Source organism: Acinetobacter sp. PK01, from assembly GCF_022819285.1.
Classification (GTDB): Bacteria; Pseudomonadota; Gammaproteobacteria; order Pseudomonadales; family Moraxellaceae; genus Acinetobacter; species Acinetobacter tandoii.
On sequence record NZ_CP094643.1, the window covers coordinates 2,319,177 to 2,340,303 of the forward strand.

Below are 21,127 nucleotides of genomic sequence, written 5' to 3' on the forward strand. Positions count from 1 at the left end.
CTGATTGGCTTCTTTGTAGCATAGGACTTTCGCGTTAGTTGTTATGACTCTGTATCTGGTAAGGCTATTTGCCTAATAATTGCAACACATGCTGCAAACGTACATTTTCTGGGTTGTGCTTATACACCGCATAAATTGGGGCAATACACGGTAAATCTGCCTTTAACGGTTTATAGACAATCTGTTTATTCCAAAAATCTCGAATCGCTTCGGGCACAATCGATAAGCCAATACCCGCCGCAATCAAGTTTAAACTGGAAGTTAACCGCGGGGCTTCTTGCACTATTTTCGGACTAAAACCCGCCTGATAACAACTGGCCATAATATTGTCGAATAAATCCTGCCCCGCTAAACGGCGATACAGCACGAAATCATGAGCTTCTAAATCGAGTAAGTGAATTGCATCGGGCTGTTCCGCCAAAGGATGATTATTGGGCATCGCCACAATCAACGGTTCATCCAACACATGTAAGCTGTTTAGCCCTAAACCAATTGGTGCAGGTTTGCGTAAAAATACGATGTCATTTTTATCATTGCTGATTGAGTCAATCAGTGAATTACTACCATCTTCTTCCAAATGAATCGATACCGCAGGAAAGGCTTCACGGAAATTACGCAACAAGGCTGGTAAAAAAGGATGCAAGCCGACTGAATTGGTAAAACCAATATTCAACTGCCCTTCCAATCCTTGGGTAATGTTCTTCACCCGCTGTGGAATCGCCTGTGCATGTGCCAATATAGTTAAGGCTTCTTGATACAGCACTTTGCCCGCTTCAGTTGTCTCGACACCTCGTGGCAACCGTTTAAGCAACTGTGCATTTAATTCATCTTCCAGACCTTTAATAATACGGGTCAACGGTGGTTGCTGCATATTTAAACGCACTGCTGCACGTGAAATATTGCTTTCTTCCACCACAGCCACAAAGGCTTTGAGCTTATGAATATCCATCTGATCTCTCTATTTTAAGACATACTTTTTAGGTATAAATAACACCATAAATAGCATTTTTCATTATAACGCAACAAGCGCATACTTTTGATATTCCAGATAGCGAGGTCGGCAATGAAAACAGAAATAATTCCATTGGAACAAGAGATTCATCCCAATTCTCAGGAGTTATTTATGGGATTTATGAAGCTTGGTCTGATGGGATTTGGTGGCGTAATGCCTCTGGCGCATCGGATGATTGTAGATGATCGCAAATGGCTGACGATTGAGGAATTCACACATTTACTCGGAGTATGCCAACTACTGCCCGGCGGCAACATCATCAATATGTCAGTCGCTATTGGCTATCAATTTCAAGGGGTAAAAGGTGCGGTGAGTGCTGTGGTGGGTTTGATCTCGGCACCGACTTTCATTGTAATTATGCTGTATGAACTGTATGCCCAGTTTCAGTCTATTCCCATGGTCAGACATATGATTGAAGGTCTGGCTGCCGCTGCCGCAGGCTTGCTATTTGCGATGGGGCTGAAAATGCTCCGCCCGATTATGCGACGCTACTTAACTTGGTTAACCATTGCCTTGACCTTTATATTTATGTTGGTGATCAAAATTCCATTGCTGCTAACTTTACTGATTTTGGTTGCGATCAACATGAGCGTATTAAGCCTGAATAAAGGAGCAAAAAACGTATGATTCTGATTGCTTTAGCCATCGTTTTTACTCAATTGTCTTTGCTGGCCTTTGGTGGTGGTCCTGCAATTTTGCCCGAAATGCAACATCAGGTGGTCGAGGTACATCATTGGTTAAGTGCCACCGAATTTAGCACCATGTTTGCAATGGCACAGGCAGCACCTGGGCCAAATATGATGATTGTGCCCTTGGTCGGTTGGCATGTAGCAGGCCCTGCTGGACTTTTAGTCACCTCATTCGCCAAGTTTGGCCCTTCATCCGTGATTACGGTATTCGCACTCAAATTCTGGAATCAGTTTAAAGACCATCCTCTACGCGAACGCTTTGAAAAAGCCTTAAAACCAATTACGGTGGGCTTGGTACTGGTCAGTGCGTGGATTATTGCCGATGCTTCGGCACAAAATAGTTTGCTGATTACCATCCTTGCCATTGCCACAGTGATGAGTCTGTTTAAGAAAGTGCATCCGCTTTGGGTGATGTTGTTTGGAGCCGTTGCTGGTGCTAGTTTTTTATAAAAATTGGCAAAAAACAAATCCACCCGCATTGTGCGGGTTTCATCATTTTTCTGATGGGATATTGAATTAATCCAACTCACCGAGTGACATCTACAACCTGATCAAACATGATTTAATATTGCGCTAAATCTCGTTCCCGACAAGACAGTTCATAATATTCAGCTTGCGGACGTCTTTTCAGACTGTGGCTATAATAATCAGTCTCATCCTTTGCTCTAGCTACTAAAGTACATTGATTCTTTTTAGCAAATTGTTGCAGCGCGGCTAAGTCCGCAGTCTTGCTCAATACAGCACCCCAACCTTCACTGACACAACATCCCACATATTCAGACATATATTCATCTGATACCGCGACCACACTTTGCCCCATAAACTTGAGTGGTTTTTTGATACTAAACACATCGTTATAGTCATAACGGGAAACTTCGGGTTTCTTGGCAATAAAACCACCTACCTTTAACGCTTTAAATGTCGGAAAATCTTGTTTCATAGTACCCATTCCCCGATAAGTTTCCATATCCGCGGCCATGGTCATTGAAGAAAAACTGATAGCACCCCACAACAAACCTTTTGAAACCCAATGTTTTACCTTCATCTTTATTTTCCTTTGTTATTGCTATACGACAGCCCAGCATTTTAATGCAGATCTAGTCTAAAACCACTGATGATCTTTATCATTCAATCGCTTTTATTTCCTATGTCTCTTACTCTTCATGCACTACGACTAAAGACAACACAGCATGGTTTAAACTGCTCATCAGGCTGTGCTATGGTGAAGCAGAATGATTCCAACCATAACAACACAGAGAGAAAAATCATGTCCAAACAAATTCTCATGCTGGTCGGTGACTATGCTGAAGATTACGAAACTATGGTGCCTTTTCAGTTTTTAACAGGACTGGGTTATACCGTACATGCAGTCTGCCCAGACAAAAAATCGGGCGACAGTATTGCCACAGCGATTCATGACTTTGAAGGGGAACAAACCTACAGCGAAAAGCGTGGACACAACTTTGCCATCAACCATGATTTTGATGTCGTGAATACCGCAGACTATATTGGCTTAGTCGTTCCAGGAGGACGCGCACCCGAATATTTACGCATGAATGCCCGTGTAATTGAAATTGTGCAAGAATTTGATACAGCAAAGAAACCGATTGCTGCGGTATGTCACGGTGCACAGATTCTGGCCGCTGCCAATGTGCTGCAAGGTCGTACCTGTTCTGCCTACCCTGCGTGTGCAGCAGAAGTAAAACTGGCGGGCGGAAAGTATGCTGATATTGCAGTCACGGAAGCAGTAACGGATGGACATTTGGTCACAGCACCTGCTTGGCCTGCACACCCTGCTTGGTTGGCACAGTTTGTAAAAGTTTTAGGGGCAAGCATTCAGATTTAAAAAATTATCAAGCGAGTAGTGTTGTGTTCTAGGCGGACTATAGAACACAATGCGAAAGTAGCTATTTCGTCCAAAATAACTGATGATGTATAGTCGTGAACTTATTCCAGCACCAATAAAAATAGCCCTCTTGATTTTATAATAAGGTATGCATTTTTAAGGTGTTGGATGGCCAATCTCCCTAACAGAAAGGGGGAAAATTACGATTATTAAGCCACCTCAAAATAAATTGAATTTTCCTAACTGTTCAGCATTTTTTATGCATTCTAACAACTATTTCTTTACTGTATTCAGTGATGATACTTCAGTCTAATAATCTACTTTAGCTTAACCTTCAACCGCCTATTGCCCTTGTTTCAACATACGTTTTGCACCTGCATGGTTATAATTACTCGCAAGATTTTGCAAAATTTTATTGGCTTGCCCTTTCGGGTTAGAAAAACGGCTGCTATAAGCAGGCACACTGGTCAAACAACGGGCAACCAACATACCTGAATCGATATATACACTAGCATTTGTTCCTGCCAATTTTCCATAGTTATAGGCACGTTGTGCACTGTTACATGCGTTTAGCTTATTCGTACCTTTGCTTAAATCTCGACGAGCAGTGACATAAGCTTTGAGCTGCTGCTGTTGGGGTGTTTCAACCGCTGGAGCAGTTACAGTTTGTGAAGCTTCCACAGTAGGTTTGCTTTCTTTCTTTTTCTCAGTATCTTTTTTATTGTCAGGCTCTTTGGCTATTTCGGTTTTACTATTTTTTGTCGTTGTGGCATTTTTTGTTGTTTTCTTCTCAGTCGAATTAAGCCCTATATTTTTATACCATTGATGAGCTTCATCTGCACTCAACATACGGGTTTGCAAGCTCACAGCGCGCGCAGAAAGATTGCTTTCCAACTTTCCTTCTGCTGTCGGTTCAATCGAAACAATCCAACGTTCATCTGGCAATACGCACTCATAAGCACCTATGCCCTGTTTCACATTACCATTTGCCATCAACCGCTTTTTTTGGGCCTGATCTTTGACTAAATGCAAATTACTTTTATACAGCAAACCAAATTTTCCACCTTTAGCATGACAATAACTCCCTAAATACTTACGTGGATAGAGTGCCTGAGGTTCTGTGCTTTTTTGTTGTTGTCCCCAATCATAAACATATTCTTTCGCACCACCATTCGCAGCATTCAATTTTTTCTGGTCAATTAAAGCTTGTGGAGTAGCATATTTATTGATGGAATCGGTACTGAAATTACTGATGTGGTTACATCCCTGTAAAGTCATTCCCATCGCCCCAATGAAAATAAATTGTTTTAAATTCACGTCGTCGTTCTCAATAAATTATTTTATTATTTAAAAATATCGTAAATTACATAAAATAACAAACCATAGGTTACTGATTTTACTATTCATTTTTTGTTTTTATTGAAAACCAGATCAAGCAAACTATATTTAATGTTAAATAATTTATACTTTTAACTTTTTGATTGTATCAATTAACACAATTTTCTTAAGTAGACTCTACGGAAATGGATTTATAAAAAATATTTTTTATATCAGTTAGATAAAAATAAACTTACCTACCCAAACTTCAATACATGATGATCGACCAACTACTTGACCACTGCCTCAATTTTATCTAATTCCCACACGCCTCCCGCAGCTAAACCTTTACACATTCCTGTCCAACGGTCCACCGTTTGCACAAACTGTTGCCCATTCCACACCCATTCTGCAATGGCCCAACAGTCACCAATGCCTCGCCCTTTTTGCCCACTATAAATATGACCCTCCGAAAAATCTGACGCAGTTTCAGTAATAAAAGTTGCAGGACCTTTGAGTGAAGCATCTAATACCCACATGCCATAACCTTCATTATAGGCAGCACGCCAGCACAACGTTGTGGCCAATACTTTTTGTCCGCTCAGTTTATACAATTGAATCGGTTGTGGCTCTTGTCCATCTCCCGTATATACCCCCTCACAAAACCCTTCAGCAACTTCTTCTGTTTTAGGCTGCGATGATATTAAGGTTTTGTACAATGCCTGATAGTGGGGTTGAGTTGGTGCTAAAGTCCGATACGGTTGATTCGCTGTTTTCACCTGTTTCACCACGAATTTTGGAACAGCTGCTAAAACTCCAGCTTCACTGTTGCGTCCCTTTTTAACCAAAGCACTCACAGTATTGACCCGCTTTTGGAAATCATCCATTTTGAGCAACGTTGCAGTCATGCCCCTATCAGAAATTTGCCAATGCACATCCTGATTTTTAAATTCAATTTTGGCATTTTGTCCCGCAACTTCTAATAAGGCATTCACTTGCTGACTAGACAGCGTTCCCATCAAAGGAAGCTCATTGCCATCCTCATTCACCACGCCTAAGTCCTGATTATTCACAAAAAAATGAATATTCCGAACCTTAGACACAGGCAATGTGTCTTCTTCAAAACTGGCTAAAGCAAATTCTGCGGTTAGCGTTTGCTTCGCACCTGCGTGACGCGTCAAAAGTAGTGATGCGGGTTCTGATTGACTAACATCATCATTTTGGTAACCTGCCGCACGGCATGTACCTGTATTGCTACAATAAAGTTCCCAATCTTCATGAGAAAAGGACATCCCTTTAATATCTTGCGCCAAAATGGCTGTACTGAATGCGGCGAGACAGGTAGTGGAAATATAATAAGAGATAAGTTTCATCAGGAAGGCACTGTTATTTATTGTCATCATTATTTTTAGTTTAACGCTTTTCAGATATTTGAACAAAATGGCATTACTTTCCAAGTGAAAAAAACCTGCAAAAATGCAGGTTTTTCATTCGATAAACAGTTCGATTATTCATCTAAAATCGATTCAAAGGCTTTCAAACGTTTGTAAATGGACAACAGTTCAATAATGGTTTTCCAAGACATAATTAAATATTGGAAAGATTCACGAACTTTATCAAAAACATTCCCAATCTGATTGACCAAACCTAAGGTCATTTTCCCCGCTGCAATAGATGGGAATAGCACCACTAAGCTATATAAAATATCAAGTTGTCGGTACCACGTTGCCACCAAGTTGAAATAGGCATAATGAAAATACAGACGGAAATAGTTTTTGCGCACACGACTAAAAAGTTCGGCTAAGGTTGCAGGCTGCGCACGATCTGCATGATCTTCTCCATAGACCAATTCTTTACGATATGCAGCTTCCACTTTCTGATTATTAAATTCCAAACCTGGCAGCTTATTCCCCACTACCATCAATAATACGGTACCAAAAATCGCCCAAATAATAGATGCCCAGACCAATGAATGTTGCACTTCTCCCACTATCGGTAATACAGGCACATGTTTGGACAGATCAAATAAAATAGGCAAGAAAGCGACCAAAATCATAATGGCTTTAATCAGCTCTACCCCCAAATCTTCCATAATGGTGGCAAAACGCATGGTGTCTTCCTGCACACGCTGCGAAGCACCTTCAACTTGGCGCAGTTTTTCCCAACGTTCCGTATAGTATTCGTTCATTGCTGTACGCCAACGGAATACATAGTGACTGGTAAAGAAAGCATTAATCACAGCAAACGTTACTGCAACCATCGCAATGTAGAGAAAGGTTAAGGTGCCCATATATAGGTCTTTAATATTGCCACCTTTGCCCAACATATTTTGGATTAAGTCCCAAAATGGGCCATACCAAGCGTTGATTGCAACACTGACCTGTACGCCAAACCAGATGTTAAACAAAATGAAAGCAGAGCCCCAAATCGACCAACGTTGCCACTTATTGTCGGAAAAAAACTTCCAGAACAAAGCAAAGAATGCAGTTGAGATAAAGAACCAGACATAAAACCATAAAAATGAAGGTGACCAAAAACGACTCACGCCTACAGGTAACTCTGCATTTGTATATCCCTGTGGCCATCCAATGGCACTTCCCCATGTATTTCCACCCGTGTACCATAAAGTCATATTAAGCACAGACCAGATCAACACCGAAATAAAAAACCATTTGGGATTTGGAAAAAATGATTTAAACATTGAACCCGAAAATCCTTGAGTTGTTTGAATGAATATCCTTGGAATACTAATCCTAATTTTGTAATTTATGGTACGAACTTTTACAGATATTTGTACCTTTTTAGATGATAAGCACTTGTTTACGAAAACAATTCTCATTTACTGTGCTTATCTATTAAATCTATCTTATAATTTTTCACGTTTATTACATTCGCACTGAAGTATAAGAATTCTGACTATGCTCCCAGATTCTTTTACATAATTATTCTATTCTCAGTGGATAAGCCACCCTATATTGCTTTTATGCTGGTTTTTACAGAAAAATCAGACAGGCATGGAGTAGACTTTTGATTTTTATCAAGATCAATAACATTTTCTTATTGTTATTCCATCGAATATTTTGTATTTCAGATGCAGAGCAATCTATGTCGAAAAGGAATAATGCTACTCTGGTGCCATAAAATTAACTAAATTCATGAGGAGAATAATATGGAATCATTTGTAATCGAACTCATTAAACCGATTACCCTAGAAAAAGAAAACCACACGGCAAAAGTCTTTGAAGAAGGTACGATTCTTAAAGTCTTATTAAAAACACCGAACTCTTTATTGGTGAGTGATGACGCCAAATTTAGTTTTACTGTAGATTTAAATGATGAAGATATCATTTGGCGTAAACTATAAGATTTCTTTTAAGTTTGATGAATTTTCCTTCCTGATGTAAAGCTCCATATCAGATATATGGAGTAATGATTTCTACAAGCTTGAATTAAGCAAATTAAAGCATGGATAAATATCCCTAAATCGATAACAATAATTTTCAGCAAAACACAATTGCTATATTTACATTCGATCAATTCAACTTATTATGTATTTGTTTCTCTACCCCACACACAGATGGAATTGTGTGAATGCCCCATAAGGTTTTTGAAAGATGAAAAAAATAATTCTTGCTAGCTTAATCGCGATGTCCACACAATTCGCATTTGCCGAAAGCAAACCTGCGACAGTCGATCCAGCTTTTGCTGAAGTTGAAGCCATGGTCAAAGCCAACAATATGACAGGTGCCTATCAAGCATTAGAAAAACTCGGCAAAGCAGGCAATCCTCAAGCCCTCTACAATTTAGGCTATTTAACCCAAGTTGGACAAGGGACAACCAAAGATGAAAAGAAAGCTATTCGGCTTTATGAACAATCGGCCAGTAAAGGTTATCCCGTTGCAGACTATGTATTGGGTAAAAATTATTTAGCAGGTTCTTTGGGTTTAAAACAAGATACATCAAAAGCCAAACAATATTTTGAAAAAGCCTCTGCTAAGGGTTTTAGCGATGCAACAGTCGACCTAGCCGTTTTACTTTTTGCAGAAAACAATCCTGCCTCAGACAAACTGGCATTACAAAAGCTTGATCCTTTAGTTAAAAAAGGAAATTTCCAAGCCATTCATGCGAAAGCCTTGTATGACATTAGCACTGGTTTCAAGAACAAAGATGAAGCTCCAATCAAGCAAGGTCTAGCCAGTATTCAAACCTTGGCGCAAAAAGGCTATATTCCTGCATTGATGGCGGTAGGCAACATGTTTACCAATGGTAATATCGTGCCGCAAAACTTGCCTGAAGCGAAAAAAATCTTCACGGCGCTTGCGAAAGAAAATGTACCACAAGCTCAAGAATCATTAGCTGTGGTTGAGAAAATGATGGCTGAACAGGCGAAAGCATCAACTGCATCTTCAACTAAAGCCGCGAAAAAAAGCTAATTTATCCCGATCACTTGCTGATATAGAAAATGCCCATCTAAAAAGATGGGCATTCTTTTTGGTCGAAAGATTGAAACTTATCCCCACCAAAATGCAATCAAACTACTCACAACTCCAAACCCTAAAATTGTACTGAGCATTAAAGGCGTAAGTGCTTTTTCATTTAGTCCATAAGTCTGTCCAAATATGCCAAATGCGATGGGCATCGGTAATGCAGCCAATAAAGTTCCTGCATACAACATTTCCTGACTGACATTCGGCAGTATAGAAAATAGGAGAAAAATGGTCAATGGCATGAGGATGATTTTAAAAAAAACCAAAACAAGGCTCTGTATATCAATGGCTTTTAGACCTATCCCCACCAAACTCCCACCAATCACAAATAGCGCCAGTGGTGATGCCGTCTTCCCTAGCATCGCTAAAATCTGATCGATAGCAGCGGGTAATTTTAGATTCAATAGCACACAGCCCATGCCCAAAATAATGGCTAAAATGACTGGGTTTTTCAGCAGATTAATTAAAGTGGGTATCGCAACCTGTTTAAAACTCCCCTGCTGCTGTAATCCCACCTCAGCAATCATTAATACCAAAGCGACAATCAGTAGATTTTCAATAATCAAAGTCAGAGAAATATAGATTGCAGCATGTTGACCAATCAACATGGTCAAAATTGCGGTACCGATAAAACCAGTATTCGACATCGATGCTCCCATCGCCATGACTGCCGAAGCAGTTAAGCGATGTTGGAAATAATGCCCATATAAAACAAAAGCACAAACGAAGAGCAGTAATGAACCACCGCCATAAGCGATAAAATAGCTAGGATGCCAGATTTCAGATAGGTTACGACTGGCTAAGGCATACAATAAAAATGCAGGCAATGCGATCTTAATGACGAAAGCACTCAGCGCTTTAATCTGTTCAGACAGAATTAAACCACCTTTCACACAGATGAACCCAAGCAATACCAACAAGATAATCGGTAAAATAATACTTAAAACCACAAGTGCGCTCCATGGCAATGCTTTTTCAAAATAGCTCCTCGTTGTGCTTACTCACGTAATGATCATGGTCTGATCACTAACCGTGTTTTCTTCAATATCCCATCAAAGTGCAATTTACTCGGAAAATGGCTTAAATAATTGCTTCACACCATGTGGCTGACAACGCAGATATTGCGGTGCAATTTCCAGAGTTTCTCCCAATTCTGCTGCGGCATGCCAAGGCCAACGCGGGTCGTACAACATCGCACGTGCTAAGCCGATAGCATCGGCTTGCTCATGTTGCAACACCTGTTCTGCTTGTTGGGCCTCGGTAATAAGCCCTACGGCGATCACAGGAATATCGACCGCTTGTTTTACCGCATGTGCAAACGGCACTTGATAATTTGCCCCTATCTGAATTGCCTGCTCCACGTGTAAACCACCACTGGAAACATGAATATATGCAGCACCCAATTGCTGTAGACGTTTAGACAATTCAACCGACTCTTCAACCGTCCAGCCCCCATCAAACCAGTCTTGAGCCGAAAGACGCACACCAATTGGATAACCTTCAGGAACAGCAGCGAACACGGCTTGGAATGTTTCCAAAGTCATACGAATACGGTTCTCAAATTCACCCCCATATTCATCCTGACGTTGGTTCGCCAGTGGTGACATAAATTGATGCAACAGATAACCATGCGCAGCATGTAACTCGATTAAATCAAATCCTGCATCCACGGCACGAATTGCAGCTTGGGCAAAATCTTGTTGCACTTGTTTAAGTTCAGCAACTGATAAGGCATGGGGTGGAATATCTTTAGGATTAAATGCTAACTCACTGGCAGAAACGGTTTGCCAACCATGTTTTTCTTCTGGTGTAATTTGTCCTCTACCCAGCCAAGGCTTATCCGTAGATGCCTTACGACCCGCATGTGCCAATTGAATCGCGAAAGGCATGGGAGAGATTGAACGCACTTTTTTCAATAGCTGCTGCATTTGATCGCGCTGAGCATCATTCCACAAGCCTAAATCTGCAAAACTGATTCGCCCTTCAGGCTGCACTGCTGTTGCTTCAATAATACATAAGCCCGCACCAGATAAGGCATAGTTGCCCCATTGTTGCTCATGCCAATAACTCAGTACACCTTGATCATTGGCTGAATATTGACACATTGGTGCAATCACAATGCGATTTTTTACAGAGAGTGAACCATATTGGATCGACTGAAATAAGCGGGACATACAAGGCCTCATCATTCTAATTTCCGTGACTTATCACGTTATACAGATTATGACGTGGCTGCAAATACTCTTTTTATCTATTGTTTGACGTCCAGCCCCACAAGAAAGCGATCTGATTTTGAAAAGACTTGCATTCCCTTCTATTCAGCCCGATATTAGCCTTGTTGTCTAAGAACTATCATTTTGAAGCCTATGCCTGAATTACCTGAAGTAGAAACCACCAAAACCAGCTTGCTCCCGTTGATTGGACAAAGTGTTCAATCTGTCACAGTCTTTGAGCCACGTTTACGCTGGCCAATACCTGATGATTTGCACCGCTTACAAGGACAGAAACTACTCAAACTCACGCGTCGCTCTAAGTATATTTTGGCAGAATTTGAACAAGATCGTATGCTTTGGCATTTAGGTATGTCTGGCAGTTTTCGCCTATGCGAAGCTCATGAAGAAAAACGCAAACACGATCATTTAATTCTTCAATTTGATGACATTCAATTACGCTATCATGACCCGCGCCGCTTTGGTTGTATTCTTTGGTGGGATGCAGAAACTGAAGCAAAACTGCTCGCACCTTTAGGGCCTGAACCTCTCAGCGAAGCATTTAATGCAGCATATTTAAGCCAAAAACTGAAAAATAAACAGGTCGGCATAAAAATTGCACTGATGGATAATCATGTGGTGGTTGGTGTAGGCAATATTTATGCAACTGAAAGCTTATTCAATTTAGGTATACATCCTGCACAAATGGCCTCAAGTTTATCGATGAGTCAGATTGAAAAGTTGGTAGAGGAAACCAAAAGAATCTTACAGCACGCCATTCAACTGGGTGGATCAACGCTAAGAGATTATAGTAATGCGATGGGGGAAAATGGATACTTTCAACAAACCTTACTCGCTTATGGGCGTGCGGGTGAAATGTGTGTGAACTGTGAAACAACATTGGAAAATTTAAAATTGGGACAACGTGCTAGTGTCTTTTGCCCTCAATGCCAACCCTTGAAACAGGTATCTAAAACAACAGCAATTAAGCGAGGTAAAATCAAGTGAAAACAGCTATTGTTCGACATATCCTGGTCAAAGATAAAGAGTTAGCTGAGCAGTTAAAAAAGAAGATTTTAGATGGTGCCGATTTTGCCAAAATTGCCAAACAATACTCGACCTGTAATTCAGCTAAGCGTGGCGGCGAGCTCGGTGAAGTGAAAAAAGGGCAATTGGTACCCGTAATAGACAAACTGGTCTTTACTGCGGCTGAACATGTTTTGCATGGTCCAGTGAAAAGCCAATTTGGCTTTCATTTGGTTGAAATCAAATTCCGTATGGCATTCTAAAATAACCCCATAAAGCAGCGCCTATATGATTTTAGGCACTGCCCTTTTGATAGCGGTTTAAGCCGCTTTCATCTCATATATCCAAGCATCTGTTCGTTCGCCCGACTCTAATTCAACTTGAACCGTGACCCGTTGATATTGCATCCCTTCAAATTCATCTAAAGAAGACCAATGCTCAGTCAATTTTTCAGTACTAAAAAAATAACCTTCCACTTTGGGAGCCGCTTGGTCCAGTACAATAGCAGGTAAACCTTTATCAGGTCCCCAATCCAAAATGTGTACTACGCCATTTACATAGCCTTTCTGCCATGTGCCACCAATGCCTTCTAAAATATGCGAATTTTCCTGATTTGGACGTAAGGTTCCATAGACAAATAAGCGATTCATCGGATCTTCATCTTTCAATATAAAAAATCAGCGCGCATCTTAATCGGAAAAATGGACAAAAACTAGCCCTTTCATACGCAAACCATGACATAAAAAACGGCACTTTAAAGTGCCGTCTAGGAAGTCTAAATCAATTAAGATTTATTTTTTAACTCATCACGGATTTCACGTAACAATTGGATATCTTCTGGAGTTGCCGCTGGTTCTAGTGCAACTTCTTCTTGTTTACGACGCATACGGTTAATCATTTTCACCATTAAAAATACTACCCACGCCAAAATGATGAAGTTAATTAAAATAGTGAGGAAGTTACCATAAGTTAAAACATTCACGCCTGCTTTAGTTAATTCATCTAAGGACTGTAGGTTATTCGGATTATCACCCAACACAAAGAATTTTTGCGTGAAATCTACACCGCCACCTGTGATTACAGTAATCAAGGGCATGATGATGTCTTTTACTAATGAATCAACAATCTTGCCAAATGCCCCACCGATGATTACACCGACAGCCAAATCAATCATGTTACCTTTCACCGCAAATTCGCGGAATTCTTGAATAATACTCATTGGAATCTCCAGTTCTTTTTTGACTTTAATTTATGTGATGCAGTATACATTATTGAAATCTATATATTTCTATCTAATTTACTTGGTTTTGTAAATTATCTACAACGCCTTGTAGAATAACTTATACAAAAAAACCGCTAATCGGAATTAGCGGTTTTTAAGAAGCATTACATGAAAATCAATTATTTATCACGGTTACGCTTACGTTCGTTTTCAGTCAAGTAACGCTTACGGATACGAATTGACTTAGGTGTTACTTCAACTAATTCATCATCTTCAATGAATTCAAGCGCTTGTTCAAGCGTATATTCAATTGCAGGGGTTAAAGTCAACGCATCATCAGTACCAGAAGCACGTACGTTAGTTAACTGTTTCGCCTTAGTTGGGTTAACTACCATGTCGTCTGAACGAGAGTTAATCCCTACGATCATACCTTCGTAAACTTCTAACTGTGGTTTAGCGAATAAACGACCACGGTCTTGTAAACTGAACAATGCATAGCCCAAGCAAGTACCTTGAACCATAGAGATCAATACACCGTTTTGACGTTTCGCAACAGTACCTTGTTTAACAGGGCCATAATGCGAGAAGCTTGAAGTCATGATCCCTGTACCAGAAGTCATGGTCAAGAATTCAGAACGGAAACCGATTAGACCACGTGAAGGTACAGTTGCTTCAATACGGATACGGCCTTTACCGTCAACTTCCATATTGGTCATTTCGCCTTTACGGTGACCCATTTGTTCCATTACAGCACCTTGATGCTGCTCTTCAACGTCAAACGTTACGTTTTCGTAAGGCTCTTGTCTTTCACCATCAATTTCTTTGATGATTACTTGTGGACGAGATACGCCCATTTCGAAGCCTTCACGACGCATGTTTTCAATTAAAACTGAAAGGTGAAGTTCACCACGGCCAGATACTTTGAAACGGTCTGGACTGTCAGTGTCTTCAACACGAAGTGCTACGTTATGAATTAATTCGCGGTCTAAACGTTCACGGATATTACGTGAAGTTACGAATTTACCTTCTTTACCAGCAAACGGTGAGTTGTTTACTTGGAAGGTCATCGATACTGTAGGTTCATCTACAGACAATGCAGGTAATGCTTCTACATTTTTCGGATCACAAATTGTGTCAGAAATGTTCAATGCATCAATACCTGTAATACATACGATGTCGCCCGCAGATGCTGATTCAACATCTACACGCTCTAAACCATGGTAACCCATAATTTTTAAGATACGACCGTTACGTGTATTGCCTTCTTTGTCAATTACAGTCACAGGTGTATTCAATTTTACAGAACCACGTTGAATACGACCAACACCGATAACACCTACGAAGCTGTTATAGTCAAGTGATGAAATCTGCATTTGGAATGGACCATCAACATCTACTGCTGGTGGTTCAACAATGTCAACTACAGTTTCAAACAACGGAGTCATGTCTTCAGCCAATTCTTCTGGAGAAGGACCAGCAACACCACGTAAGCCTGAAGCATAAACGATCGGGAAGTCTAACTGTTCGTCTGTTGCACCCAAGTTGTCGAACAAGTCAAATACTTGGTCGATTACCCAGTCACAACGTGCGCTTGGTTTGTCAACTTTGTTGATAATTACGATTGGTTTCAAACCACGAGCAAACGCTTTTTGAGTTACAAAGCGAGTTTGTGGCATTGGACCTTCTTGAGAGTCAACCAATAACAATACACAGTCAACCATCGACATTACACGTTCAACTTCACCACCGAAGTCTGCGTGTCCTGGGGTGTCGACGATGTTGATGCGGTAAGTTGTATCAGTACGCTTGTCTAACCAAGTGATGGCAGTGTTTTTTGCCAAAATGGTAATACCACGTTCACTTTCTAGTGCATTCGAGTCCATGACACGCTCAATCTCACCTGCGCGATCACCGAGGGCACCTGATTGTTGAAGTAATTTATCGACAAGTGTGGTTTTACCGTGGTCGACGTGGGCAATAATTGCGATATTGCGGAGATTCTTGATATCTGACATAGAATTCGATAAGCCTAAAACTTGAGGGCAAATTATACAGAAAAATAATAGATTTTAGTAGTGACAGTTTATTGACAAGCTCATTTTTTTTTCACAAGCGGTCGGCATTTTGTTTTGTAAAGCCGTGTAACTCGATTAGAATAGCGCCATCTTGGCCCACAGCTTTTGGCTTATGTCTCATCAGAATCAATCTCCCCATTCGCAAGACCAGCTTGATTTGGTCTATGGTTTAAATGACCGTCCAAAGCCGATCATTGCCTTCCTCGCTGCATTTCAGCACTTACTTGCCATTATTGTTCCGATTGTTACACCAGGCTTACTCATTTGCTTGGCTTTAGGTGTATCCAAAGAAGATACCAACATGATTTTATCCATGTCTTTGGTCATTTCTGGGATTGCGACCTTCTTACAATGTAAAAAAGTCGGTCCTTTTGGGGCAGGTTTACTGATTGTTCAGGGTACAAGTTTTAACTTTATTGGTCCAATCATCGGGATTGGCTCTGCCATGGTGGCAGCAGGCACCCCTGTAGAGTCTGTTATGGCAGCCATTTTTGGCGTGGTGATTGCAGGTTCATTCATTGAGATGGGTGTGTCACGCATTTTACCTTGGGTAAAAATGTTAATTACCCCGTTGGTCACAGGCATTGTGGTGCTGTTAATTGGTTTGACCTTAATTAAGGAAGGCTTAATTAGCATGGGGGGTGGCTATCAAGCCATGTCGAACAATACTTTTGCCAACGCTGACAATTTAATTATGTCGTGTACAGTATTGGGTTTAATTATCTTATTGAACCGTATTCGTATTACATGGGTGAAAAGTTCGGCGATCTTGATTGCATTGGTTGTGGGATATGTCCTTGCAGGCTTTATGGGACATCTTGATTTTTCAGGTTTGAAAGATGCTCCTTTAATTCAAGTGCCAACGCCAATGCATTTTGGAATTGACTTCTCTTGGAGTCTATTTATTCCAATGGCGTTTATTTATCTGGTCACCTCTTTAGAAGCTATTGGTGACATTACCGCGACCTCTAAACTTTCCAACCAACCTGTCGATGGTGCAACATGGATGGAACGTATCAAAGGTGGCGTATTGGTGAATGGTGCAAACTCATTCCTCGCTGGGATTTTCAACACATTCCCTAGCTCGGTGTTTGCACAAAATAATGGTGTGATTCAACTCACTGGGGTGGCTAGTCGTTACGTGGGTATCTGGATTGCAGCGCTGTTGGTCATTTTGGGTTTACTTCCTGCGGTTGCAGGTGTGATTCAAGCTGTTCCGCAAGCGGTATTAGGTGGTGCTGTCATGGTCATGTTTGGTGCTGTTGCCGCATCAGGAATTAACATTCTGTCAGGCGTGCATCTTGACCGCCGTGCCCTGCTGATTATTGCGATTTCTCTCGCATTGGGTTTAGGTGTTGCACAAGTGCCTCAAATTCTGGAACATCTGCCAGAATTATTCCGTAACATTTTTAGTTCGGGTGTTGCGACAGGTGGTATTGCCGCACTGATTTTAAATATTGTGCTTCCTGAAACGAAGAAATAAGTTTTCATTTCTGTATGCACCTTGCCCAGCATTGTCTGGGCATCGTTTTTACTATGGAGTAAATAAGATGGATCCACGAAGTGAAGTTGTTCTTCGCCAGCAAGCGTTTCTTTCTGGTTCAATTCTGTTGGTCAATGCGCCTTGTGATGAATTAAATTCAGAACTCACAGGAACTGTTAAACCGCATTTTTGGACGTGGAATTTTAACGAATTACAATATTTTGAGGCTCAACAAAGCCCTGTACATTTTGGCACAGATTTGCCAGAGGTCAGCTTTGAACAAGCGATTGTTTTTGTTCCAAAATCAAAAGAACTACTTAACTATGTGCTACACCAACTGGTCAGTCGTATGGCGGTAGGCTCTTCTATCTTTTTAGTGGGTGAAAAAAAAGGCGGAGTGGAACGTGCCGCGAAACAGCTACAACCTTTTGGTAAAAGCCTAAAATTAGACAGCGCCCGACATTGCCAAATGTGGCAACTGGTCACTGAAAAGACTGTAACCGCAAAACCTTTAGCTGACTGGGCACAACACTACACTGTGCAAACACCGAAAGGTGAGTTACAGATTAGCGCGTTACCAGGCGTATTCAGCCAGAACCGTTTAGATGTCGGTACAGCCGTTTTACTCCCATATCTATCAGAAGTAACGTCGGGCAAAATTGCAGATTTTGGTTGTGGTGCGGGCGTTATCAGTGCTTATTTAGCCAAGTTAAATCCGAAAAATCGCATTTTTGCTTTAGACGTCGATGCCTTTGCACTTGCATCCACAAAAATGACTTTTGAAAAAAATAATCTTTTACCAGAACAACTTGAGATTAAAGCAGTACGAGGCATTGAAGATGCCCCTCTGTTTTTACACGCAATCGTCAGTAATCCCCCATTCCATCAAGGCATTCATACAGATTACAATGCCAGCGAAAATTTATGCAAAACATCTCGCCGTCATCTGAAATCAGATGGTGAATTGTGGATTGTTGCCAATCGCTTTTTAAATTATCCATTACTTATTGAGCAAAGTTTTGGTCAATGTACAACCAAAGCCGATCAACAAGGCTTTAAAGTGCTGTTTGCAAGCACGCAAAAGAAATCTTAAGGAACAACGATGAGCGAAACGACTCAACCAGCTCAACTCAAGCGTAAGCTTGGAGCTCGTCATCTGAATATGATCGCCATTGGTGGTTCTATTGGTACAGGTTTATTCCTTGCCTCAGGTGCGACCATTGCAAATGCAGGTCCTGGCGGTGCATTGCTCGCCTATTGCTTAATTGGCGTGATGATTTACTTTCTTATGACCAGCCTAGGCGAACTCGCAACTCATAACCCAACTTCAGGTGCTTTTTTTACCTATGGCACTAAATATGTTGAAGGTGGTTTTGGTTTTGCCCTTGGTTGGAACTATTGGTACAACTGGGCAATTACGGTTGCATTTGAATTGGTTGCCGTCCAATTCATCATGAAATTCTGGTTTCCAGATATTCCTGGATTTTACTGGAGTGCGCTATTCCTAGCCGTTGTGTTTGGGATTAATGCACTTACAGTGAAAGGCTTTGGTGAAAGCGAGTTCTTCTTCTCATTGGTTAAAGTCCTTGCGATTATTGTGTTCATCATTATTGGTATCTTCACAATTGTAAAAATCATGATGACTTCAGGCGTCTCAACATTTGCAAACTGGACCAAGGGTGAAGCACCTTTTGTTGGTGGCCTATCTGCACTCATTGGGGTCGCCATGATTGCGGGATTCTCTTTTCAGGGAACGGAAATGGTCGGAGTTGCTGCAGGAGAATCCAAAGACCCTCAAAAGACTATTCCTATTGCCATTAAACAAATTTTCTGGCGTATCTTGTTATTTTATATCGTGTGTATTTTCATCATCGGCACCCTAATTTCATACGATGATCCTTTGCTTTTACAGGCGGCTTCGTCTGAAAATATTGCGTTATCCCCTTTCACCTTACTCTACGAAAAAGCAGGTTTTGCCTTTGCTGCGAGTGCAATGAATGCCGTGATTTTGACTGCAATTCTTTCAGCAGGGAACTCAGGCATGTATACCTCAACCCGTATGCTGTTTAACATGGCACAGAACGGCAGCGCACCCAAGCTGTTTGGTAAACTTGATCCGCGTGGCGTACCAATGAATGCACTTTATGCAACAACAGTAATTGCTGCACTGTGCTTCTTAACCACTTTTATTGGTGAAGAACAAGTATTCAACTGGTTACTCAACATGTCAGGGATGTGTGGTTTTATCGTTTGGCTGGGCATTGCTGTTTCACACTATCGTTTCCGTAAAGGGTATATCGCACAAGGACATAAAATTGAAGATTTAGCTTATCGTGCAAAATTCTTCCCTTTTGCACCATGGTTTGCCTTTATCCTATGTTCAATTGTTGTCCTAGGTCAGAATTACCAAGCGGTACTGGCGGGTGAGTGGTTATCTGTTTTATCAACCTATATCGGTATTTTCTTATTCTTGGTAATTTGGCTTGGTTATAAATGGAAATACAAAACCAAGTTGATCTCCTACAAAGAAATGGATGTGAACCCAATGAATCCAGACCGAGAATAATTTTTATATTAAAAAAACAGCCTTCGGGCTGTTTTTTTATTCTTTGAATATTCGACATTCAATTAACTCAAACTAAAATACAAAGAACGCTCCAACCCGCATATCAACAAAGAAAATTGATGAATTTCTTAACGTTTCACTCTGACCATCCCATTATATGAAATGGAATCGTACAGACTAAAAAAGCCCCGACATCCTGTCGGGGCTTTTTTTGATCTTGCTGTGGTACAACTCCTGTCATACCCTTTGCATCCGTTCTACACTGTTATTATTATTCTAATGAAACATCCTGTTCCTGATGAGTCCATGATATAAATAATCCAAGCAGTCACCTAGAAGACAAAAGGATCAAATACTGTCAGCCAAAACCTACAAAGCAGATATTTTTTACTTTATTTTGAGTAATCTCTCGCACCAAACAATGCTGTTCCAATCCGTACCATCGTAGAACCTGCTGCAATCGCTTCCTCTAAATCCCCTGACATCCCCATGCTTAAAGTATCCCAATCTTCAGGATGTGCATGTAATGCTTTAACTACCTTAAACAACTTTTGAGCATCCAATAACGCAGCTACATTATTTGGTGCAGGAATCACCATAATGCCACGTAGTCTTAAATGTGGAAGCTGGCTAATTCGTTGAACTAACTCAGCGGCTTCTTCTGGCTGACAACCATCTTTACTGTCCTGTCCATCAATATTGACTTGTAAGCAAATATTCAAGGGGCGCTGTGAATCTAAACGTTGGGTCGATAGGCGCTCTGCAATAATTAAGCGATCAACCCCATGTACCCAAGAAAATTTTTCAGCCAAAAGTTTGGTCTTATTCCGTTGCACATGTCCAATAAAATGCCACTCAATTTCTAGATCCGCCAAAGCTTCAATCTTTTCAAGTGCTTCTTGTAAGTAGTTTTCACCAAATTTATGCTGCCCTGTAGCATACATCTCACGCAATGCTTCACTTGGATGAGTTTTTGATACCGCAAGCAATTGCACAGTTTTAGACTCACGTCCTGCACGTTGACACGCAGCCTCAATTTGCTCTAAAACCTGATTTCGCGACTCTTTCAAACTATTCATTGACGATATTCTCATTTCATTCATCTTTTTTTACGTTCAAGCAACTCTAACTGTTGGTTAAGTGGCAGGAAAGCCTTATTATTCTATCAAAATAATTAAGACTTATATGATCTCG

21 protein-coding genes are annotated in these 21,127 nt (G+C 40.8%); 10 read left to right on the forward strand and 11 right to left on the reverse strand.

Annotation, left to right across the window (positions count from 1 at the left end):
* Positions 1–64 precede the first annotated feature (64 nt).
* Entirely contained in the window at positions 65–949 is an 885-nt protein-coding gene (locus tag MP622_RS10920; RefSeq protein ID WP_243790955.1) for a LysR family transcriptional regulator, read from the reverse strand.
* A gap of 114 nt (positions 950–1,063) precedes the next feature.
* On the opposite strand from MP622_RS10920, the gene MP622_RS10925 reads away from it, so the two are divergent.
* Together MP622_RS10925 and MP622_RS10930 are read left to right on the forward strand one after the other, a co-directional pair.
* The gene (locus MP622_RS10925) at positions 1,064–1,639 is read left to right on the forward strand and encodes a chromate transporter (RefSeq protein WP_243790957.1); all 576 of its coding nucleotides are present in this window, start codon (positions 1,064–1,066) and stop codon (positions 1,637–1,639) included.
* A complete protein-coding gene (locus MP622_RS10930) occupies positions 1,636–2,151 on the forward strand; it encodes a chromate transporter (RefSeq protein WP_243790958.1) in 516 nt (171 codons plus the stop codon). Before MP622_RS10925 ends, MP622_RS10930 begins: the two co-directional genes overlap by 4 nt.
* A gap of 112 nt (positions 2,152–2,263) precedes the next feature.
* Here the strand turns inward: MP622_RS10930 and MP622_RS10935 are convergent, their stop codons facing one another.
* Entirely contained in the window at positions 2,264–2,746 is a 483-nt protein-coding gene (locus MP622_RS10935; protein WP_243790960.1) for a hypothetical protein, read from the reverse strand.
* A 222-nt stretch (positions 2,747–2,968) separates the two neighbouring features.
* On the opposite strand from MP622_RS10935, the gene MP622_RS10940 reads away from it, so the two are divergent.
* Positions 2,969–3,547, forward strand: a complete 579-nt coding sequence (locus MP622_RS10940; RefSeq protein WP_016165357.1) for a DJ-1/PfpI family protein — start codon at positions 2,969–2,971, stop codon at positions 3,545–3,547.
* Between the two features lie 342 nt (positions 3,548–3,889).
* On the opposite strand, the gene MP622_RS10945 is transcribed toward MP622_RS10940, so the two are convergent.
* The 3 genes from MP622_RS10945 to sbmA all read right to left on the reverse strand — a co-directional run bounded on the left by MP622_RS10945 (position 3,890) and on the right by sbmA (position 7,565).
* Positions 3,890–4,864 (reverse strand): hypothetical protein, encoded by a 975-nt coding sequence (locus MP622_RS10945; RefSeq protein ID WP_243790962.1) that lies wholly within the window; start codon positions 4,862–4,864, stop codon positions 3,890–3,892.
* A 290-nt stretch (positions 4,865–5,154) separates the two neighbouring features.
* Positions 5,155–6,237, reverse strand: coding sequence for a DUF1176 domain-containing protein (locus MP622_RS10950; protein ID WP_243790964.1), 1,083 nt, complete (start codon positions 6,235–6,237; stop codon positions 5,155–5,157).
* Positions 6,238–6,371: 134 nt separating this feature from the next.
* Positions 6,372–7,565: a peptide antibiotic transporter SbmA gene (gene sbmA, locus MP622_RS10955; RefSeq protein ID WP_243790965.1), complete on the reverse strand. Its 1,194-nt coding sequence runs from the start codon at positions 7,563–7,565 to the stop codon at positions 6,372–6,374.
* A gap of 468 nt (positions 7,566–8,033) precedes the next feature.
* Here sbmA and MP622_RS10960 point away from each other — a divergent pair, with 468 nt between their 5' ends.
* Positions 8,034–8,228, forward strand: a complete 195-nt coding sequence (locus tag MP622_RS10960; RefSeq protein WP_044739272.1) for a hypothetical protein — start codon at positions 8,034–8,036, stop codon at positions 8,226–8,228.
* Positions 8,229–8,478: 250 nt separating this feature from the next.
* The gene (locus tag MP622_RS10965) at positions 8,479–9,297 is read left to right on the forward strand and encodes a tetratricopeptide repeat protein (protein WP_243790967.1); all 819 of its coding nucleotides are present in this window, start codon (positions 8,479–8,481) and stop codon (positions 9,295–9,297) included.
* A gap of 77 nt (positions 9,298–9,374) precedes the next feature.
* Here MP622_RS10965 and MP622_RS10970 read toward each other — a convergent pair whose 3' ends face one another.
* A complete protein-coding gene (locus tag MP622_RS10970; RefSeq protein ID WP_243790969.1) occupies positions 9,375–10,301 on the reverse strand; it encodes an AEC family transporter in 927 nt (308 codons plus the stop codon).
* 114 nt (positions 10,302–10,415) lie between these two features.
* Positions 10,416–11,525: an NADH:flavin oxidoreductase/NADH oxidase gene (locus tag MP622_RS10975; RefSeq protein ID WP_243790970.1), complete on the reverse strand. Its 1,110-nt coding sequence runs from the start codon at positions 11,523–11,525 to the stop codon at positions 10,416–10,418.
* Between the two features lie 192 nt (positions 11,526–11,717).
* On the opposite strand from MP622_RS10975, the gene mutM reads away from it, so the two are divergent.
* On the forward strand, positions 11,718–12,569 hold the full coding sequence (gene mutM, locus MP622_RS10980; protein ID WP_243790972.1) for a bifunctional DNA-formamidopyrimidine glycosylase/DNA-(apurinic or apyrimidinic site) lyase: 852 nt from the start codon (positions 11,718–11,720) through the stop codon (positions 12,567–12,569).
* Positions 12,566–12,850, forward strand: coding sequence for a peptidylprolyl isomerase (locus MP622_RS10985; protein WP_044739267.1), 285 nt, complete (start codon positions 12,566–12,568; stop codon positions 12,848–12,850). Before mutM ends, MP622_RS10985 begins: the two co-directional genes overlap by 4 nt.
* A gap of 57 nt (positions 12,851–12,907) precedes the next feature.
* Here MP622_RS10985 and MP622_RS10990 read toward each other — a convergent pair whose 3' ends face one another.
* From MP622_RS10990 to typA, 3 genes are all read right to left on the reverse strand, one after another.
* On the reverse strand, positions 12,908–13,237 hold the full coding sequence (locus MP622_RS10990) for a gamma-glutamylcyclotransferase family protein (RefSeq protein WP_243790974.1): 330 nt from the start codon (positions 13,235–13,237) through the stop codon (positions 12,908–12,910).
* 134 nt (positions 13,238–13,371) lie between these two features.
* Positions 13,372–13,806, reverse strand: a complete 435-nt coding sequence (gene mscL, locus MP622_RS10995) for a large conductance mechanosensitive channel protein MscL (protein WP_243790976.1) — start codon at positions 13,804–13,806, stop codon at positions 13,372–13,374.
* 182 nt (positions 13,807–13,988) lie between these two features.
* The gene (gene typA, locus MP622_RS11000; RefSeq protein ID WP_016165369.1) at positions 13,989–15,824 is read right to left on the reverse strand and encodes a translational GTPase TypA; all 1,836 of its coding nucleotides are present in this window, start codon (positions 15,822–15,824) and stop codon (positions 13,989–13,991) included.
* Between the two features lie 172 nt (positions 15,825–15,996).
* Between typA and MP622_RS11005 the strand changes: the two genes are divergently transcribed.
* The 3 genes from MP622_RS11005 (at position 15,997) to MP622_RS11015 (ending at position 19,933) form a co-directional block, all read left to right on the forward strand.
* Entirely contained in the window at positions 15,997–17,367 is a 1,371-nt protein-coding gene (locus tag MP622_RS11005; protein WP_044739266.1) for a uracil-xanthine permease family protein, read from the forward strand.
* Positions 17,368–17,434: 67 nt separating this feature from the next.
* Positions 17,435–18,460: a class I SAM-dependent methyltransferase gene (locus MP622_RS11010; RefSeq protein WP_016165371.1), complete on the forward strand. Its 1,026-nt coding sequence runs from the start codon at positions 17,435–17,437 to the stop codon at positions 18,458–18,460.
* A 9-nt stretch (positions 18,461–18,469) separates the two neighbouring features.
* Positions 18,470–19,933: an amino acid permease gene (locus MP622_RS11015; RefSeq protein WP_243790978.1), complete on the forward strand. Its 1,464-nt coding sequence runs from the start codon at positions 18,470–18,472 to the stop codon at positions 19,931–19,933.
* Between the two features lie 392 nt (positions 19,934–20,325).
* On the opposite strand, the gene MP622_RS11020 is transcribed toward MP622_RS11015, so the two are convergent.
* Positions 20,326–21,012: a YggS family pyridoxal phosphate-dependent enzyme gene (locus MP622_RS11020; protein ID WP_016165373.1), complete on the reverse strand. Its 687-nt coding sequence runs from the start codon at positions 21,010–21,012 to the stop codon at positions 20,326–20,328.
* Between the last annotated feature and the right edge of the window lie 115 nt (positions 21,013–21,127).

Coding starts and splice junctions, on each gene's coding strand:
- MP622_RS10920 (WP_243790955.1), bottom strand. CDS start 949: ATGGATATTCATAAGCTCAAAGCCTTTGTGGCTGTGGTGGAAGAAAGC.
- MP622_RS10925 (WP_243790957.1), top strand. CDS start 1,064: ATGAAAACAGAAATAATTCCATTGGAACAAGAGATTCATCCCAATTCT.
- MP622_RS10930 (WP_243790958.1), top strand. CDS start 1,636: ATGATTCTGATTGCTTTAGCCATCGTTTTTACTCAATTGTCTTTGCTG.
- MP622_RS10935 (WP_243790960.1), bottom strand. CDS start 2,746: ATGAAGGTAAAACATTGGGTTTCAAAAGGTTTGTTGTGGGGTGCTATC.
- MP622_RS10940 (WP_016165357.1), top strand. CDS start 2,969: ATGTCCAAACAAATTCTCATGCTGGTCGGTGACTATGCTGAAGATTAC.
- MP622_RS10950 (WP_243790964.1), bottom strand. CDS start 6,237: ATGAAACTTATCTCTTATTATATTTCCACTACCTGTCTCGCCGCATTC.
- sbmA (WP_243790965.1), bottom strand. CDS start 7,565: ATGTTTAAATCATTTTTTCCAAATCCCAAATGGTTTTTTATTTCGGTG.
- MP622_RS10960 (WP_044739272.1), top strand. CDS start 8,034: ATGGAATCATTTGTAATCGAACTCATTAAACCGATTACCCTAGAAAAA.
- MP622_RS10965 (WP_243790967.1), top strand. CDS start 8,479: ATGAAAAAAATAATTCTTGCTAGCTTAATCGCGATGTCCACACAATTC.
- MP622_RS10975 (WP_243790970.1), bottom strand. CDS start 11,525: ATGTCCCGCTTATTTCAGTCGATCCAATATGGTTCACTCTCTGTAAAA.
- mutM (WP_243790972.1), top strand. CDS start 11,718: ATGCCTGAATTACCTGAAGTAGAAACCACCAAAACCAGCTTGCTCCCG.
- MP622_RS10990 (WP_243790974.1), bottom strand. CDS start 13,237: ATGAATCGCTTATTTGTCTATGGAACCTTACGTCCAAATCAGGAAAAT.
- mscL (WP_243790976.1), bottom strand. CDS start 13,806: ATGAGTATTATTCAAGAATTCCGCGAATTTGCGGTGAAAGGTAACATG.
- typA (WP_016165369.1), bottom strand. CDS start 15,824: ATGTCAGATATCAAGAATCTCCGCAATATCGCAATTATTGCCCACGTC.
- MP622_RS11005 (WP_044739266.1), top strand. CDS start 15,997: ATGTCTCATCAGAATCAATCTCCCCATTCGCAAGACCAGCTTGATTTG.
- MP622_RS11010 (WP_016165371.1), top strand. CDS start 17,435: ATGGATCCACGAAGTGAAGTTGTTCTTCGCCAGCAAGCGTTTCTTTCT.
- MP622_RS11015 (WP_243790978.1), top strand. CDS start 18,470: ATGAGCGAAACGACTCAACCAGCTCAACTCAAGCGTAAGCTTGGAGCT.
- MP622_RS11020 (WP_016165373.1), bottom strand. CDS start 21,012: ATGAATAGTTTGAAAGAGTCGCGAAATCAGGTTTTAGAGCAAATTGAG.